This window comes from Oceanicella actignis (assembly GCF_900111545.1).
Taxonomy (GTDB): domain Bacteria; phylum Pseudomonadota; class Alphaproteobacteria; order Rhodobacterales; family Rhodobacteraceae; genus Oceanicella; species Oceanicella actignis.
The window spans coordinates 123,881-139,891 of sequence record NZ_FOHL01000002.1; the positions used below are offsets into that span (position 1 = coordinate 123,881).

Consider the following 16,011-nt stretch of genomic DNA (forward strand, 5'->3'; position numbering starts at 1 on the left):
AGCGATTCGTCCCCGCCCGGCGCAGCGCGCGGCGGGCGCCCAAGGATCCGCCCGCGCCGATGACAGGAAGGTGAAGCATGAAGTCGCATCTGGCCCGCATCTCTCCGTTCATCCTCGCCCTGGCCGCCGCAGGGGCGCAGGCCGAGGAGGAGAAGGTCCTCAACGTCTACAACTGGTCCGACTACATCGCCGAAGACACGATCGCCAAGTTCGAGGCCGCCACCGGCATCAAGGTGACCTACGACGTCTTCGACTCGAACGAAGTGCTCGAGGCCAAGATGATGGCCGGCAATTCGGGCTACGACGTGGTCGTGCCCACGGGCGATTTCCTCCAGCGCCAGATCGCCGCCGGCGTCTACATGAAGCTGGACAAGTCCAAGCTGCCGAACCTGCGCCACATGGACCCCGAGATCATGGCCAAGGCCGCGGCGCACGATCCGGGCAACGAGCATTCCGTGGTCTACATGTGGGGCACCACCGGCATCGGCTACAACGTCGGCAAGGTGGCCGAGCGGCTGGGCGATGACGCGCCGACCGACAGCTGGGCGCTGGTCTTCGACCCCGAGAACGCCGCCAGGCTGGCCGATTGCGGCATCACGCTGCTCGACGCGCCGACCGAGATGATCCCGGCGGCGATGAACTATCTGGGCCTCGATCCGCAGTCGAAGAAGAAGGAGGACATCGAGGCCGGCGCCGAGCTTCTGATGAAGATCCGGCCTTATGTGCGCTACTTCCACTCGTCGCAATACATCACCGACCTCGCGAATGGCGACGTGTGTCTGTCGGTCGGCTGGTCGGGCGACGTGTTCCAGGCCCGCGACCGCGCCGACGAGGCCGGCAACGGCGTCGAGATCGCCTATGTGATCCCGAAGGAGGGCGCGCTGATGTGGTTCGACAACCTGGCCATCCCGGCCGACGCGCCGCACCCGGACAACGCGCACAAGTTCATCAACTTCATCATGGATCCGCAGATCACGGCCGACATCACCAACTACGTCTGGTATGCGAACGCCAACAAGGACTCGCTGGCCTATGTCGATCCCGAGATCCTGGCCGATCCGGGCATCTTCCCGCCCGAGGAGGTGAAGAAGCGCCTGTGGACCGCCGTCGCCTATGACGCGCGCACCGACCGGATCGTGAACCGCGCCTGGACGCGGGTGAAGACCGGGAACTGACCCGATGAGCCAGACCGCCGCCGCCCCCGCGGCGGCGGCCGCCGGCCGGGACCGCGCCGACGGCCGCCCCTTCATCCGCATCAGCGGGGTGACCAAGACCTTCTCGGGCTTCGTTGCGGTCAACGACCTGACGCTCGAGGTGCGCGAGGGCGAGATCTTCTGCCTTCTGGGCGGCTCGGGATCGGGCAAGTCCACGCTCTTGCGCATGCTGGCCGGATTCGAGACCCCCGACCGCGGGCGCATCGAGATCGACGGGCAGGACATGACCGGCGTGCCGCCCTGGGCGCGGCCGGTGAACATGATGTTCCAGTCCTACGCGCTGTTTCCGCACATGAGCGTGGCGCGCAACGTGGAATACGGCCTGCGCCAGGACGGCGTGCCGCGCGCCGAGCGCGCCGAGCGCGTGGCGCGGATGCTGGAGCTGGTCAAGCTGACCCCCTTCGCCGACCGCAAGCCCGCGCAGCTTTCGGGCGGCCAGCGTCAGCGCGTGGCGCTGGCGCGCGCGCTGGTCAAGCGGCCCAAGGCGCTGCTTCTGGACGAGCCGCTGTCGGCGCTGGACAAGAAGCTGCGCGAGGAGACGCAGTTCGAGCTGCTCGACATCCAGGAAAAGCTGGGCACCACCTTCATCGTCGTCACCCATGACCAGGAAGAGGCGATGACCCTTGGCGACCGCATCGGGGTCATGGACGCGGGCGAGCTGATCCAGGTGGACGCGCCGCGCGATCTTTACGAATACCCCCGCAACCGCTTCATCGCCGAGTTCGTGGGCTCGGTGAACATCTTCGAGGGCCGCGTGGTCGAGGACGAGGCCGATCACGTCCTGCTGGGCGACACCGATCTGGGCGCCGAGATCTTCATCCATCACGGGCTCAGCTGCCAGATGGGGCAGACGCTGTGGGTCGCCGTGCGCCCCGAGAAGATGCGCCTGACCGCCGCCCGCCCCGACGACGCGCGCAACGCCGCGCAAGGCGTGATCGAGGACATCGCCTATCTGGGCGGCCTCACGCACTACCGCGTGCGCCTCGACGGGGGCAAGACGGTGCGGGTGACGCGCGCCAATGTCGAGCGCCGCCACGCCGACGGGCTGACCTGGAACGACCGCGCCTGGATCAGCTGGCCGCCCGAGGCCGGCGTGGCGCTGACGTCATGAGCGCGCCGCGCCGCCGCGCCCCGCTGGCGCGCATGGGCCGGGCGCTGGTCGCGCTGGCGCCCATGGCCTGGCTGGGGGTGTTCTTCCTGATCCCCTTCGCCGTGGTGCTGCGCGTCAGCCTGGCCGAGCCCGCCATCGCCCGGCCGCCCTTCACCGACATCTGGGAATGGGCCGACGGGGTGCTGACGATCATCCTCAACTTCGGCAACTACCTGTTCCTGCTCGAGGACCCGCTCTACTACACGGCCTATCTCAACTCGATCTGGATGGCGGCCAGCGCCACGCTGATCTGCCTCGTCATCGCCTATCCGATGGCGCTGGCGATCGCGCGCGCCGCGCCGCGGCGGCGGCCGATGCTGCTGATGCTGGTCGTGCTGCCCTTCTGGACCTCGTTCCTGCTGCGCATGTATGCGCTGATCGGGCTGATGGCGCCCACGGGCTTCGTCAACACGCTGCTCGAGGCGCTGGGATTTGCGCCCATCGTCATGCTGCAGACCGATTTCGCGGTCTATGCGGGCATCGTCACCGGCTACATGCCGCTGATGGTGCTGCCCCTCTACGCCACGCTCGAGAAGCTGGACGATTCGCTGCTCGAGGCCGCGCACGACCTTGGCGCCGGGCCGACGCGGGCCTTCCTGACGGTGACGCTGCCGCTGTCGGCGCCGGGCATCGCGGCGGGCTGCCTTCTGGTCTTCATCCCGGCGGTGGGCGAATACGTGATCCCGGCGCTGCTGGGCGGGCCCGATCAGCTGATGATCGGCAAGGTGCTGTGGACCGAGTTCTTCAACAACCGCGACTGGCCGGTGGCCTCGGCGGTGGCGATCGCCATGCTCGCCTTCCTGGCGCTGCCGATCATGTTCATCCGCAACGCGCTGGGGGTGAAGGAATGAAACGCCGCGGATGGGTCGTTCCGACGGGGGCCGCGCTGGGCTTCGCCATGCTCTACGCGCCCATCGTCATCATGATGATCTACAGCTTCAACGCCTCGAAGCTGGCCAGCGTGTGGGGCGGCTGGTCCACGCGCTGGTATGGCGAGCTCATGGCCAACGACCAGGTGCTGGAGGCGGCGTGGATCTCGGTCAAGGTCGGGGTCATGGCCGCCACGGTGGGCACGGTCTTCGGCACGATGATCGCCTATGCGCTGAGCCGCTTCGGGCGTTTTCGCGGGCGGCTTCTGCTGGCGGGCATGGCCACGGCGCCCATCGTCATGCCCGAGGTGGTGACGGGTCTGTCGCTGCTGCTGCTGTTCATCATCATGGAGACGAATTTCGGCTGGCCGGCCGGGCGCGGCGTGGACACGATCGTGATCGCGCACGCCACCTTCTGCATGGCCTTCGTGGCGGTGATCGTGCAGGCGCGCATGGCCGACATGGACGAAAGCGTCGAAGAGGCGGCCATGGACCTTGGCGCCCGCCAGCCCTGGGTGTTCTTCGACGTCACGCTGCCGGCGCTGGCGCCAGCGCTGGTATCGGGCTGGCTCTTGAGCTTCACGCTCAGCTTCGACGATCTGGTGATCGCCAGCTTCGTCAGCGGGCCGGGGGCCTCGACGCTGCCGATGGTGGTGTTCTCGAAGGTGCGTCTGGGTGTCTCGCCCGAGATCAACGCGCTGGCCACGCTGATGATCGTGGCGGTGGCGGCGATCCTGGCCGCGACGATGCTGCGCGGCGGTCTGACGCCGGCCGCACGGCGCGCGCCGCGCGACGAGGGTTGAGCGGGGGCTGAAAGGGCCGGGGCGGATCCGCCGCGCCGGTCCGGCCCGCCGCCCAAGCGCCGCGGCGAGGCCCGAGCGCGGCGCCGGATCGGCGGCGCGCAGAGGGGTCCGGGGCAAGCCGCCCGCCGGGGACGCTGGGCGCGCGCCGCGGATCGCGGGCCGGGCGCCGCCGCGGGATGGACGGGCGTCGCAGCAGGATGGGCGGTCCGGCTGCGCCTGCGGCTGTCGCGCGCCCCCGCCCGCGCCCTTGTTCGCGGCGATGCGCGCGGGGCCGCGAAGCCGTTGCGGCCGCTTGCCGGGCGGCGTGCGGGGCCGCCCGGCGCGGTCACATGCCCTTGGGGCCGCGCGTGATCGCCGCGACGCCGGTGCGCGCCACGTCCACCAGACCCAGCGGCGCCATCAGCTCGACGAAGGCGTCGATCTTCTCGGGCGCGCCGGTCAGCTCGAAGACGAAGCTTTCCAGCGTGGTGTCCACCACATTGGCGCGGAACACCTGGCTCAGGCGCAGCGCCTCGACGCGGGCCTCGCCCGTGCAGGCGACCTTGACCAGCGCCATCTCGCGCTCGACGGCGGGGCCCTCGGTGGTCAGGTCGTGCACGTCGTAGACCGGCACCATGCGCGCCAGCTGGGCCTTGATCTGCTCGATGACCGCCGGGGTGCCGGTGGTGACGATGGTGATGCGCGAGCGGTGCGAGACATGGTCGGTCTCGGCCACGGTCAGGCTTTCGATGTTGTAGCCGCGCCCCGAGAACAGGCCGATCACCCGCGCCAGCACGCCGGCCTCGTTCTCGACCAGAACGGCGAGGGTGCGGCGCTCTTCGCCCTCCTTCAGGGCCGGGCGCAGGTTGTAGGCCGAGTGCGAGGACGAGCCGCGCTTGATGCGAAGAGCGTTCATGTCGTGTCGATCCCTGGCATGGCCGCCGGCGCGGCCGCGATGCGAAAAGGCCCCGGTCGGGGCGCCAAGGCGGGGCGGCGCGCGGCCGCCCCGCGCGGTCAGACGAGCACGGCGCCGCCGGCCTCGATCGCGCCCTCGGTGGCGGCGTCGCCCAGCAGCATCTCGTTATGCGCCTTGCCCGAGGGGATCATGGGGAAGCAGTTCTCGTGCTTCTCGACCACGCAGTCGAAGATGACGGGGCCGGGATGGTCGAGCATCTCGCGGATGGCGTCGTCCAGGTCGGCGGGATCGTCGCAGCGGATGCCCTTGCAGCCGAAGGCCTCGGCCAGCTTGACGAAGTCGGGCAGGGCCTCGGACCAGCTGGCCGAGTAGCGCTCGCCATGCAGAAGCTGCTGCCACTGGCGCACCATGCCCAGGCGCTCGTTGTTCAGGATGAACTGCTTGACCGGCAGGCGATACTGCACGGCGGTGGACATCTCCTGCATGTTCATCATGAAGCTGGCCTCGCCGGCCACGTTGATGACCAGTGCGTCGGGATGCGCGATCTGCACGCCGACCGAGGCCGGCACGCCGTAGCCCATGGTCCCGAGGCCGCCCGAGGTCATCCAGCGGTTGGGCTCTTCGAATCCCAGGAACTGGGCGGCCCACATCTGGTGCTGGCCGACCTCGGTGGTGACGTAGCGGTCGCGGTCGGCGGTCAGCGCCTGCAGGCGCTGCAGCGCGTATTGCGGCTTGATGATCTTGTCCGAGTTGCGGTAGCGCAGGCACTGCACCGAGCGCCACTCCTTGATCTGCCGCCACCAGTTGTCCACCCGGTCGGCGCGGGTGCGCGCGCCGCGCTCGCGCCAGAGCGCGATCATGTCGGCCAGCACGTTCTTGACGTCGCCCACGATCGGCACGTCAACGAGGATGTTCTTGTTGATCGACGAGGGGTCGATGTCGATGTGGATCTTCTTCGAGCCGGGCGAGAAGGCGTCGGTGCGGCCGGTGATGCGGTCGTCGAAGCGCGCGCCGATGCAGATCATCACGTCGCAGTCATGCATGGCCATGTTGGCCTCGAAGGTGCCGTGCATGCCCAGCATGCCCAGCCAGCCCTTGCCCGAGGCCGGATAGCAGCCCAGCCCCATCAGCGTCGAGGTGACGGGAAAGCCGGTCTCGTCCGCCAGCTCGCGCAGAAGGCGGCTGGCTTCGGGGCCCGAATTCACCACGCCGCCGCCCGAATAGATGATGGGCCGCTGGGCGTTCTCGATCAGCTCGACCGCCTCGCGGATGCGCTCGGGGTCGCCCTTGACGCGCGGCGCGTAGGGCAGGCGCGGGGCCTTGTCCGGCTTGACGTAGGGCGCCATGGCGAACTGCACGTCCTTGGGGATATCGATCAGCACTGGGCCCGGGCGGCCATGGGTGGCGACGTAGAAGGCTTGGTGGATCACCCCGGCCAGGCGCGCGGTGTCCTTGACCAGCCAGTTGTGCTTGGTGCAGGGGCGGGTGATGCCCACGGTGTCGGCTTCCTGGAAAGCGTCGTTGCCGATCAGGAAGGTGGGCACCTGTCCGCTGAGGCAGATGATGGGGATCGAGTCCATCAGCGCGTCGGTCAGCCCGGTGACGGCGTTGGTGGCGCCGGGGCCCGAGGTGACCAGCAGCACGCCGGGCCGCCCGGTCGAGCGCGCATAGCCCTCGGCCGCGTGCGCGGCGCCCTGCTCGTGGCGGACCAGGATGTGGCGGATGTCGTTCTGCTTGAACAGCTCGTCATAGATCGGAAGGACCGCGCCGCCCGGATAGCCGAACACGGTGTCCACGCCCTGATCCTTCAGGGCCTGGACGACGATCTGGGCGCCGGTCATTTCGCGGGACATCGCTCTTCTCCGTATGCTGTCCGTCGATGCGGGCCGGTCGGCCGGTCCGCGCGGTGGCTGCGTGTGGAGCCCGCCGCCGCGTCGCGCGGCCAGGCGGGCGTTCGGGGCCGGGCGGGCCATGGGGCGGCTCGGCGCGGGACACAAAAAAACCCCCGGCGGGGGGCATGCGCGCGACGGGGCCGGACGGGGTCACGTCCGACGGTCAGCGCGCCAGCATCCAAGTACGAGACGATCCATGATCCGATCCTTTCCGATGCGCCGATCGTTACCACAGCGCGCGGCGGGGTCAAGAGCGCCGGATGCGATTTCGCGCCCTCGCGCGGAATTTTCGTGCGGCAAGGCGTCGCCCTGCGCAACAAAATCCATCGCGGCGCCCGGCGGCGGGTCATTCGCCGTCGCCGCCGGCCGATTCGCGCCGGCGCCAGCGCGTCAGCACGTCGGCGCCCAGACGCTCGTGCGAGACAAGCTCGAAGCGCGGCGCCAGCGCCAGCCCGGCCAGCGCCAGCGGCCCCACCGCCGGGCGCGCATCCGCGCCCAGCGCCGCGCCGGCGTGGAACCAGGCCAGCTCGTCGGCCAGGTCCTGGCGGATCAGCGCCGCCGCCAGCGCGCCGCCGCCCTCGCACAGCACCGAGTTGAAGCCGCGCTCGGCCAGCTCGCCGAGCGCCGCGCGCAGGTCGAGCCGCCCGTCCGCGCCGCGCGCGACGGGCACGGTCTCGACCCCCAGCGCGCGCAGCGCGGCGGCGGCCTCGGGCGCGGCGTCGGGGCCGTGCAGCGCCAGCACGCGGCGCGCGCGCGCCGCCCGCGCCAGGCGTCCGTGCGGCGGCATCCGCAGCCGCCCGTCCAGCGCCACCGCCGCCGGGCTGGCGTCCTCGAGCCCCGGCAGCCGCACGTCCAGCGCCGGATCGTCGGCCAGCAGCGTGCCCGAGCCGATCATCAGCGCGTCCGCCTCGGCGCGCATCAGATGCGTGCGCCGGCGCGCCTCGGGGCCGGTGATCCAGCGGCTTTCGCCCGAGGCCAGCGCGATGCGCCCATCGAGGCTGGCCGCCATCTTCAGCGTCACCAGCGGGCGCCCGGCGCGGTGGCGCATCAGGAAGCCGGCGTTGAGCGCCTCGGCCTCGGCGCGCAGCACGCCCGTCTCGACCGCGATCCCCGCCGCGCCGAGGCGCGCCAGCCCCTTGCCGTTCACGCGCGGGTCGGGATCGCCCGTCGCCGCGACCACCCGCGCCACCCCGGCCGCGATCAGCGCATCGGCGCAGGGCGGGGTGCGGCCGTGATGGGCGCAGGGCTCGAGCGTGACATAGGCCGTTGCGCCGCGCGCGGCCTCGGCGCCGCCCAGCGCCGCCGCCTGGTCCAGCGCCACGCGCTCGGCATGGGGGCGGCCGCCGGGCATGGTCCAGCCGCGCCCGATCACGCGCCCCTCGCGCACCAGCACGCAGCCCACCGCGGGGTTGGGCGCGGCGCGGCCCAGCGCCCGGCGCGCCAGCGACAGCGCCGCGCGCATCCAGCGCCGGTCGGTCTCGGGGTCGGGGGGCGTGGGGGCGGAAGCCGCCGGGGCGGGCATGCGCTCAGTCTTCCGCGGCGGGGGGGCGCAGCTCGGCCACGAAATCCTCGAAGTCGTCGGCCTCCTGGAAGTTCTTGTAGACCGAGGCGAAGCGCACATAGGCCACGGTGTCGATGCGCGCCAGCGACTCCATGACGATCTGGCCGATGGCCTCCGAGGGGATGTCGGTCTCGCCCAGGCTTTCGAGCCGGCGCACGATTCCCGAGATCATCTGGTCCACGCGCTCGGGCTCGATGGGGCGCTTTTGCAGCGCGATGCGGATCGAGCGGGCCAGCTTGTCGCGGTCGAAATCCTCGCGCCGGCCGTTCTTCTTGATGACGGTCAGGTCGCGCAGCTGGACGCGCTCGTAGGTGGTGAAGCGGCCGCCGCAGGCGGGGCAGGAGCGGCGGCGGCGGATGGCGGCGTGGTCCTCGGCCGGACGGCTGTCCTTGACCTGGCTGTCGGTGTTTCCGCAGAAGGGGCAGCGCATTTGTGGTCCTTCATCCTCGATCGGGCGCAGCCACTATAGGCGCCCGGCAAGGTCTTGGGTAGGGCGCGCGCGCAGGCCCGAGATGCGGCCCCGCGCCGCCCGGCCCCCGTAGGGGCGCGGGGGCGCGGGGCGGGGCGCTCAGAGGCCGGGATAGATCGGGAAGGCGCGGCACAGCGCCACGGCCCGCTCGCGCACTCGGGCCTCGACCTCGGGGTCGCCCTCGGCGCCGCGGGCGGCGACGCCGTCGATCACCTCGACGATCATGCGGCCGATGGCGCGGAACTCGTCCTCGCCGAAGCCGCGGGTGGTGCCCGCCGGCGTGCCCAGGCGGATGCCCGAGGTGACGGTGGGCTTTTCGGGATCGAAGGGGATGCCGTTCTTGTTGCAGGTGATGTGCGCGCGCCCCAGCGCCTTTTCGGCGTCGGCGCCGGTCACGCCCTTGGGCCGCAGATCGACCAGCATCAGATGCGTGTCGGTGCCGCCGGTGACGATGTCGAGCCCGCCCTTCATCAGCTCGTCGGCCAGGGCCTGGGCGTTGCGCACCACCTGCGCGGCGTAGTCGCGGAACTCGGGGCGCAGCGCCTCGCCGAAGGCGACGGCCTTGGCGGCGATGACATGCATCAGCGGCCCGCCCTGCAGACCGGGGAAGATGGCCGAGTTGAACTTCTTCGCCAGCTCCTCGTCATTGGTCAGGATCATGCCGCCGCGCGGGCCGCGCAGGGTCTTGTGGGTGGTGGTGGTGGCCACATGCGCATGCGGGAAGGGCGAGGGATGCTGCCCGCCGGCGACCAGCCCCGCGAAATGGGCCATGTCCACGTGCAGCCAGGCGCCGACCGAATCGGCGATCTGGCGGAAGCGGGCGAAGTCGATGCGCCGCGGCACGGCCGAGCCGCCCGCCACGATCACCTTGGGCTTGTGCTCGCGCGCCAGGGCCTCGACCTGGTCGTAGTCGATCATGCAGTCCTGCGGGCGCACGCCGTAATGGACGGCGTTGAACCACTTGCCCGACTGGTTGGGCCGCGCGCCGTGGGTCAGGTGCCCGCCCGAGGACAGGTCCATGCCCAGGAAGGTGTCGCCGGGCTTCATCAGCGCCATGAACACCGCCTGGTTGGCCTGGCTGCCCGAATGGGGCTGGACGTTGGCGAAGGCGCAGCCGAACAGCTTGCGCGCGCGCTCGATGGCCAGGTTCTCGGCCACGTCCACATGCTGGCAGCCGCCGTAGTAGCGCCGGCCCGGATAGCCCTCGGCATACTTGTTCGTCAGCACCGAGCCCTGCGCCTCGAGCACCGCGCGCGAGACGATGTTTTCCGACGCGATCAGCTCGATCTCGTCGCGCTGGCGCGTCAGCTCGGCGGCGACGGCGGCGGCCAGCTCGGGGTCGCGCTCGGCCAGGGGCTGGGTGAAGAAACCGGGATCGCGGGCGGTGGCGTCCGTCATGGGCGTGTCTCCTGAACAGTCGGCGAAGCCGCCTTCGGGCGGCGCCGGGTCTGTTTAGCGGCCCCGGGCGGCGTTGTCTCGCGCCGGATGCGGCGCCTGGCGGGTCGGGGGCGAAGCGTCGCGCCCGGGGCGCCGCCGATGAGGGGCGCGCGTTCGCGATCGGCGGCGCCGCGCCGCGATCGGCGTCATCGCGTTCTTGAAGCCTCGGCCCGCGCGGGCCATTCTGCGCCCCGCGCCGGGCGGATCGGCGCCGGCCGCCGCCCGGCGCGCGGCATGGCGATTCGCGCGCGGCCCGCGCGGGGCGGGGCGGGGCGGCGGCGCGCGCAAGGGGAGCGGGATGTGAGCGCGAGGGCGGATGAGATGGACGTCGGCGCGGGCGGCGCGCCCATGCCCGAGGGGGGCGCGGCGGCGCGCTGCTTCGAGCGGATCAGCTTCCGCGCCAGCGAGGCGCCCGCCGCCCGCCGCGCCTTCCGCGCCCTGACCGAGCGCTACGGCCAGGCGCCGCTCGAGGAGGCCGACGTCATCGTGGCGCTGGGCGGCGACGGGCTGATGCTGCAGACCCTGCACGAGACCGAGGGGCTGAACCTGCCCGTCTACGGCATGCACCGCGGCACGGTGGGCTTTCTGATGAACGACTACTCGCCCGACGGGCTGATCGCGCGGCTGCGCCGGGCCGAATCGGCGCGCATCAACCCGCTGCGCATGACCGCCGTCGATCTGTCGGGGCGCGCGCATGAGGCGCTGGCCATCAACGAGGTCGCGCTGTTCCGCCAGCGTCATCAGGCCGCCAAGGTGCGCATCCTGATCGACGGGCAGGAGCGCCTGGCCGAGCTGGTCTGCGACGGGGTGATGGTGGCCACGCCCGCGGGCTCGACGGCCTACAACTACTCGGCGCATGGGCCGATCCTGCCCATCCATGCCGACGTGCTGGCGCTGACGCCGGTCTCGGCCTTTCGCCCGCGGCGCTGGCGCGGCGCCATCCTGCCCAAGGCGGCGCAGGTCACGCTCGAGGTCATCGAGCCCGGCCGCCGCCCGGTCTCGGCCACGGCGGACAACGCCGAGGTGCGCGACGTGGCGCGGGTGCATGTGCGCATCGAGCCGGCGGTGACGCACGAGCTTCTGTTCGACCCCGGCCACGGGCTGGAAGAGCGGCTGATCCGCGAGCAGTTCGCCTGAGCCCCGCGCCCCGCTTGCATCGCGCGCGCGGCCAAGGCACGAACGGGGGGCGGCGCGCGCGGGCGCGCCGGGGGGCCAGGGGCCGTCACGGGAGGCGAGGCATGGCGCTGAGCGCGGCGCAGCAGGCGAAATGGTGGCTGGGCGGGCTGGCGGCGACGGTGGCCGCGGCCTGGGCGCTGTCGGACGTGCTGACGCCCTTCCTGGCCGGGGCGGCGCTGGCCTATTTCCTCGATCCCGTCGCCGACCGGCTCGAGGCGCGCGGGCTGAGCCGGGCGCTGGCCACGGCGCTGATCACGCTGTTCATGGCGCTGGCCTTCGTCGCCGCCATGCTGGTGCTGATCCCGGCCATCGCCGACCAGGCGCGCAAGCTGGTCGAGGCCATGCCCGCCTATGCCGAGGCCCTGCGCGCCTGGATCCAGACGAGCAGGCCCGAGCTCTTGGCCGAGGGCGGCGTGCTGCAGGAGGGGTTTGACGCCTTCCGCCGCAACCTGAACGAGTGGAGCGTGAGCGCGCTCAAGAGCGTCTGGTCGGGCGGGGTTGCGCTGATCGATTTCGTGATGCTGCTGCTGGTGACGCCCGTGGTCGCCTTCTACCTGCTGCTGGACTGGGACCACATGGTCGCGCGGCTGGACGAATGGGCGCCGCGCGATCATGTCGGCACGCTGCGGCGCCTGGCGCGGGACATGGACCGGGTGCTGGCGGGCTTCGTGCGCGGGCAGCTGACCGTGTGCGCCATTCTCGGGACCTTCTACGCGGTCGGCCTGTCGGCGGCGGGGCTGGATTTCGGGCTGATGATCGGCGTCTTCGCCGGCCTCATCAGCTTCATCCCCTTCGTCGGCTCGATCCTGGGCGGGGCCATGGCGCTGGGGGTCGCGGTGTTCCAGTTCTGGGACGCGCCCGAGATGATCGCCGTGGTTGCGGGGGTGTTCGTTCTGGGGCAGGCGATCGAGGGCAACGTGCTCACGCCCAAGCTGGTGGGCGGCTCGGTGGGGCTGCATCCGGTGGCGCTGATGTTCGCGCTCAGCGCCTTCGGGGCGCTGATGGGCTTCACGGGGTTGCTGATCGCGGTGCCGGCGGCGGCGGCGATCGGGGTGCTGGCGCGCTTCGCGATCGAGCAATACAAGGCCGGGCGGCTTTATCTGGGCCGCGCGGCGCTGGCGCAGGGGGCGCCCGAGCGCGCGCTCGACATCGCCGAGGACGAGCTGCGCGCCGCGGCCGAGCGGCTGGCGCGCGCGGCGGCGCTGGCGGCCATGGCGGGGGCGCAGGCGGGGGCGCAGTCGGGGGCCGGGGGCGGCGGGGCCGAGAGCGGCGCCGGGGCCGGGGGCGGCGCCGAGGGAACGCCCCGCGCCGGCCAGCCCGCGCGCCCGGGCCAGGCGCGCAAGGGCGCGCCCGGCGCCGATGATGCGGAGCCGGAGGCATGAGCGCCCCGCGCCTTGGCCGTCAGCTGGCCCTGGATCTGCCCATGCGCGCCGCGCGCGGGCGCGAGGCGTTCTTCGTCTCGCGCGCCAACGCGGCGGCGGTGGCGATGATCGACGGCTGGCGCGGCTGGCCCGGCGGGCGGCTGGCGCTGATCGGTCCGCAGGGCTCGGGCAAGACGCATCTCGTCCATGTCTGGGCCGAGGACAGCGGCGCCGAGATCCGCCGCGCCGCCGATCTGGCGAACGAGGACCCGGTCGCGCTGGCCGAGGCGGGCGCGGTGGCGGTCGAGGACGCCGACCGCATCACCCAGGCGCCCGACCCGCGCGCGGCCGAGGCGGCGCTGTTTCACCTGCACAACCGCCTGGCGGCGACGGGCGGCGCCTTGCTGGTGACGGGGCGCGAGGCGCCGGTGCGCTGGGCGCTGCGCACGCCCGACCTGGCCTCGCGGCTGCAGGCGCTGGCGCTGGCGCGGCTTGCGCCGCCGGACGACGCGCTGCTCGAGGCGCTGATCGTCAAGCTGTTCCGCGATCGGCAGGTCGACATCTCGGCCGCCGTGCCGGGCTTTCTGGCCGCGCGGATCGAGCGATCCTTCGCCGCGGCGCAGGCGGCGGTGGCGGCGGTGGACCAGGCGGCGCTGCGGGCGCACCGGCGCATCACCCGCGCCCTTGCGGCCGAGGCGCTGGGCCTGACGCCCGAGCCCCCCTGCGCCGAGACGCCGCAAGAGGCCGCCGAGCCCGCCGCCGCGCCGGAAGAACGGCCGCCGCAGGCCGGCCGCGGCTGAGGCCGGCCGCGTCCGGGCCGGCCGGCGGCGCGCGCCGCCGCCCCGGGATCGGCCCGCCGGCGCTGACGCGCGCGCCGCGACATGCTAGAACCGCCGAGCCCCGCCACGCCTGCGACGGAAGACAGCCCATGCGCGCCGATTTCCTCAACCACCCCTGCGCCCCCGAGCCCGAGCGGATCGTCGCCTTCGATCACGCCTCGCCCGCGCGCTTCTTCAATCGCGAGCTGAGCTGGATCGACTTCAACAGCCGCGTCCTCGAAGAGGCCGAGAACCGCCGCCACCCGCTGCTCGAGCGCGTGCGCTTCCTGTCCATCTCGGGCTCGAATCTGGACGAGTTCTACACCGTGCGCGTCGCGGGCCTGCGCGGCCTGGTGCGCGGCGGGGTCGAGACGCGCTCGCATGACGGGCTGACGCCCAGCGAGCAGCTCGAGCGCATCGACGCCGCCGCGCGCGTGCTGATGGACCGCCAGCAGGCCGTGTGGGACGAGCTGCGCCGCGAGCTGGCGCGCGAGGGCATCCGCGTGCTGGCGCGCGCCGATCTGACCCAGGCCGACATCGACCGCCTCGAGGACCGCTTCATCCGCGAGGTGTTCCCCGTCCTGACGCCGCTGGCCATCGACCCGGCGCATCCCTTCCCCTTCATCCCCAACGAGGGCTTCGCCCTGGCGCTGCAGCTGCGCCGCGTCGAGGACGGCGAGACGCTGGACGCCATCCTGCCCGTGCCCCAGCAGGTGCGCCGCTTCGTGCGCCTCGACGGCGGGCGCTCGGACGTCATCCGCTTCCTGCCGCTCGAGAAGCTGATGCAGCTGTTCCTGGACCGGCTGTTCCCGGGCTACGAGATGGTCGGCCACGCCGCCTTCAAGGTGCTGCGCGACAGCGACCTCGAGGTCGAGGAAGAGGCCGAGGACCTGGTGCGCGAATTCGAGGTCGCGCTCAAGCGGCGCCGGCGCGGCGAGGTGATCCGGCTGAAGATCGCCGCCGGCGCGCCCCGGCGGCTGAAGGAGATGATCGCCGACGAGCTGGGCGTGGCGCGCGAGGAGGTCATCGAGATCCCCGGCATGATCGGCATCAAGGACCTGTCCGAGCTGGTCATCAAGGACCGGCCGGACCTGCTGTTCCCGCCCTATGTGCCGCGCGTGCCCGAGCGGGTGAAGGACCACAACGGCGACATCTTCTTGGCCATCCGCCAGAAGGACATGCTGCTGCACCATCCCTACGAAAGCTTCGGCATCGTCGTCGACTTCCTGCGCCAGGCGGCGCGCGACCCGGACGTGCTGGCGATCAAGCAGACGCTCTACCGCACCTCGAAGGACAGCCCCATCGTCGCCGCCCTGTGCGAGGCGGCCGAGGACGGCAAGTCGGTCACCGCGCTGGTCGAGCTCAAGGCCCGCTTCGACGAGGCCGCCAACATCCGCCAGTCGCGCCAGCTCGAGCGCGCGGGCGCGCAGGTGGTCTACGGCTTCATCGACTGGAAGACCCATGCCAAGGTCTCGATGGTGGTGCGCCGCGAGAGCGAGCGGCTGGTGATCTACACCCATTGGGGCACGGGCAACTACCACCCCATCACGGCCAGCATCTACACCGATCTGAGCCTGTTCACCTGCGACGAGGCGCTGGGCCGCGACGCGGCGCGGCTGTTCAACTACGTCACCGGCTACGCCGAGCCGGTCGGGCTCGAGGATGTGCGCCTGTCGCCCAAGACGCTCAAGCGCCACATCCTGACCGGGCTCGAGCGCGAGATCGCCCATGCGCGCGCCGGCCGCCCCGCGCAGGTCTGGGTCAAGCTCAACTCGGTCATCGAACCCGAGGTCATCGACGCGCTCTACGCCGCCTCGCAGGCGGGGGTGAAGATCGACATGGTGGTGCGCGGCATCTGCGGCGTCCGGCCGGGCGTGCCGGGGCTGAGCGAGAACATCCGCGTCAAGTCCATCGTCGGCCGCTTTCTGGAGCATTCGCGCATCGTCTGCTTCGGCGCCGGCCACGGCCTGCCCAGCCCGCGCGCCGAGGTGTGGATCAGCTCGGCCGACTGGATGGGGCGCAACCTCAACCGCCGGGTCGAGGCGCTGGTGCGCATCAAGAACCCCACCGTGCACGCCCAGATCCTCGAGCAGGTCATGGCCGCCAACCTGCGCGACGAGGCGCAAAGCTGGGTCCTGCAGCCCGACGGCGCATGGGTGCGCGCGGCCCCGCCGGCGGGCGAGACGCCCTTCAGCTGCCACGAGTTCTTCATGCGCCATCCCTCGCTGTCGGGGCGCGGGCGCGCCGGCGCCGAGGACGCGCCGCGGCTGATCGAGACCCCCGCCGAGGGCTGAGGGGCGCGCGCGGCCACGCGCCGCTTGACCCGCGCCGCGGCCCATGTCACCCCCAGCCCTGGTTGCGACGAA

At 72.0% G+C, this 16,011-nt stretch carries 13 protein-coding genes; 8 read left to right on the forward strand and 5 right to left on the reverse strand.

Features of this window, described 5'->3' with window-relative positions; translation table 11 throughout:
* Positions 1 to 77 precede the first annotated feature (77 nt).
* Genes BMW67_RS03245 through BMW67_RS03260 form a run of 4 tightly spaced genes read left to right on the forward strand, consistent with a single transcriptional unit; the run spans position 78 to position 4,036 of the window.
* A complete protein-coding gene (locus BMW67_RS03245; protein ID WP_177174478.1) occupies positions 78 to 1,175 on the forward strand; it encodes a polyamine ABC transporter substrate-binding protein in 1,098 nt (365 codons plus the stop codon).
* A 4-nt stretch (positions 1,176 to 1,179) separates the two neighbouring features.
* A complete protein-coding gene (locus BMW67_RS03250) occupies positions 1,180 to 2,325 on the forward strand; it encodes an ABC transporter ATP-binding protein (RefSeq protein ID WP_072745966.1) in 1,146 nt (381 codons plus the stop codon).
* Positions 2,322 to 3,215 carry an ABC transporter permease subunit gene (locus tag BMW67_RS03255; protein WP_072745965.1) on the forward strand — a complete coding sequence of 298 codons (894 nt, stop codon included), beginning with the start codon at positions 2,322 to 2,324 and terminating at the stop codon, positions 3,213 to 3,215. The genes BMW67_RS03250 and BMW67_RS03255 overlap by 4 nt, the downstream gene beginning before the upstream one ends.
* Positions 3,212 to 4,036 (forward strand): ABC transporter permease subunit, encoded by an 825-nt coding sequence (locus BMW67_RS03260; protein ID WP_072745964.1) that lies wholly within the window; start codon positions 3,212 to 3,214, stop codon positions 4,034 to 4,036. The genes BMW67_RS03255 and BMW67_RS03260 overlap by 4 nt, the downstream gene beginning before the upstream one ends.
* 325 nt (positions 4,037 to 4,361) lie before the next feature.
* Here the strand turns inward: BMW67_RS03260 and ilvN are convergent, their stop codons facing one another.
* The 5 genes from ilvN to glyA all read right to left on the reverse strand — a co-directional run bounded on the left by ilvN (position 4,362) and on the right by glyA (position 10,251).
* A complete protein-coding gene (ilvN, locus tag BMW67_RS03265; protein ID WP_072745963.1) occupies positions 4,362 to 4,931 on the reverse strand; it encodes an acetolactate synthase small subunit in 570 nt (189 codons plus the stop codon).
* A 98-nt stretch (positions 4,932 to 5,029) separates the two neighbouring features.
* A complete protein-coding gene (locus tag BMW67_RS03270; RefSeq protein WP_072745962.1) occupies positions 5,030 to 6,784 on the reverse strand; it encodes an acetolactate synthase 3 large subunit in 1,755 nt (584 codons plus the stop codon).
* A gap of 385 nt (positions 6,785 to 7,169) precedes the next feature.
* A complete protein-coding gene (ribD, locus tag BMW67_RS03275; RefSeq protein ID WP_072745961.1) occupies positions 7,170 to 8,345 on the reverse strand; it encodes a bifunctional diaminohydroxyphosphoribosylaminopyrimidine deaminase/5-amino-6-(5-phosphoribosylamino)uracil reductase RibD in 1,176 nt (391 codons plus the stop codon).
* Positions 8,346 to 8,349: 4 nt separating this feature from the next.
* Complete coding sequence (gene nrdR / locus BMW67_RS03280; protein ID WP_072745960.1) at positions 8,350 to 8,814, reverse strand: transcriptional regulator NrdR; 465 nt, start codon at positions 8,812 to 8,814, stop codon at positions 8,350 to 8,352.
* A 138-nt stretch (positions 8,815 to 8,952) separates the two neighbouring features.
* Positions 8,953 to 10,251: a serine hydroxymethyltransferase gene (glyA, locus tag BMW67_RS03285; RefSeq protein ID WP_072745959.1), complete on the reverse strand. Its 1,299-nt coding sequence runs from the start codon at positions 10,249 to 10,251 to the stop codon at positions 8,953 to 8,955.
* A gap of 387 nt (positions 10,252 to 10,638) precedes the next feature.
* Between glyA and BMW67_RS03290 the strand changes: the two genes are divergently transcribed.
* The 4 genes from BMW67_RS03290 (at position 10,639) to BMW67_RS03305 (ending at position 15,939) form a co-directional block, all read left to right on the forward strand.
* Positions 10,639 to 11,427 carry an NAD kinase gene (locus tag BMW67_RS03290; RefSeq protein WP_072746105.1) on the forward strand — a complete coding sequence of 263 codons (789 nt, stop codon included), beginning with the start codon at positions 10,639 to 10,641 and terminating at the stop codon, positions 11,425 to 11,427.
* 101 nt (positions 11,428 to 11,528) lie between these two features.
* Positions 11,529 to 12,848 carry an AI-2E family transporter gene (locus BMW67_RS03295; RefSeq protein ID WP_072745958.1) on the forward strand — a complete coding sequence of 440 codons (1,320 nt, stop codon included), beginning with the start codon at positions 11,529 to 11,531 and terminating at the stop codon, positions 12,846 to 12,848.
* Positions 12,845 to 13,627 (forward strand): P-loop NTPase family protein, encoded by a 783-nt coding sequence (locus tag BMW67_RS15355; protein WP_072745957.1) that lies wholly within the window; start codon positions 12,845 to 12,847, stop codon positions 13,625 to 13,627. The genes BMW67_RS03295 and BMW67_RS15355 overlap by 4 nt, the downstream gene beginning before the upstream one ends.
* A 128-nt stretch (positions 13,628 to 13,755) precedes the next feature.
* Positions 13,756 to 15,939: an RNA degradosome polyphosphate kinase gene (locus tag BMW67_RS03305; protein WP_072745956.1), complete on the forward strand. Its 2,184-nt coding sequence runs from the start codon at positions 13,756 to 13,758 to the stop codon at positions 15,937 to 15,939.
* The last annotated feature ends 72 nt before the right edge of the window (positions 15,940 to 16,011 follow it).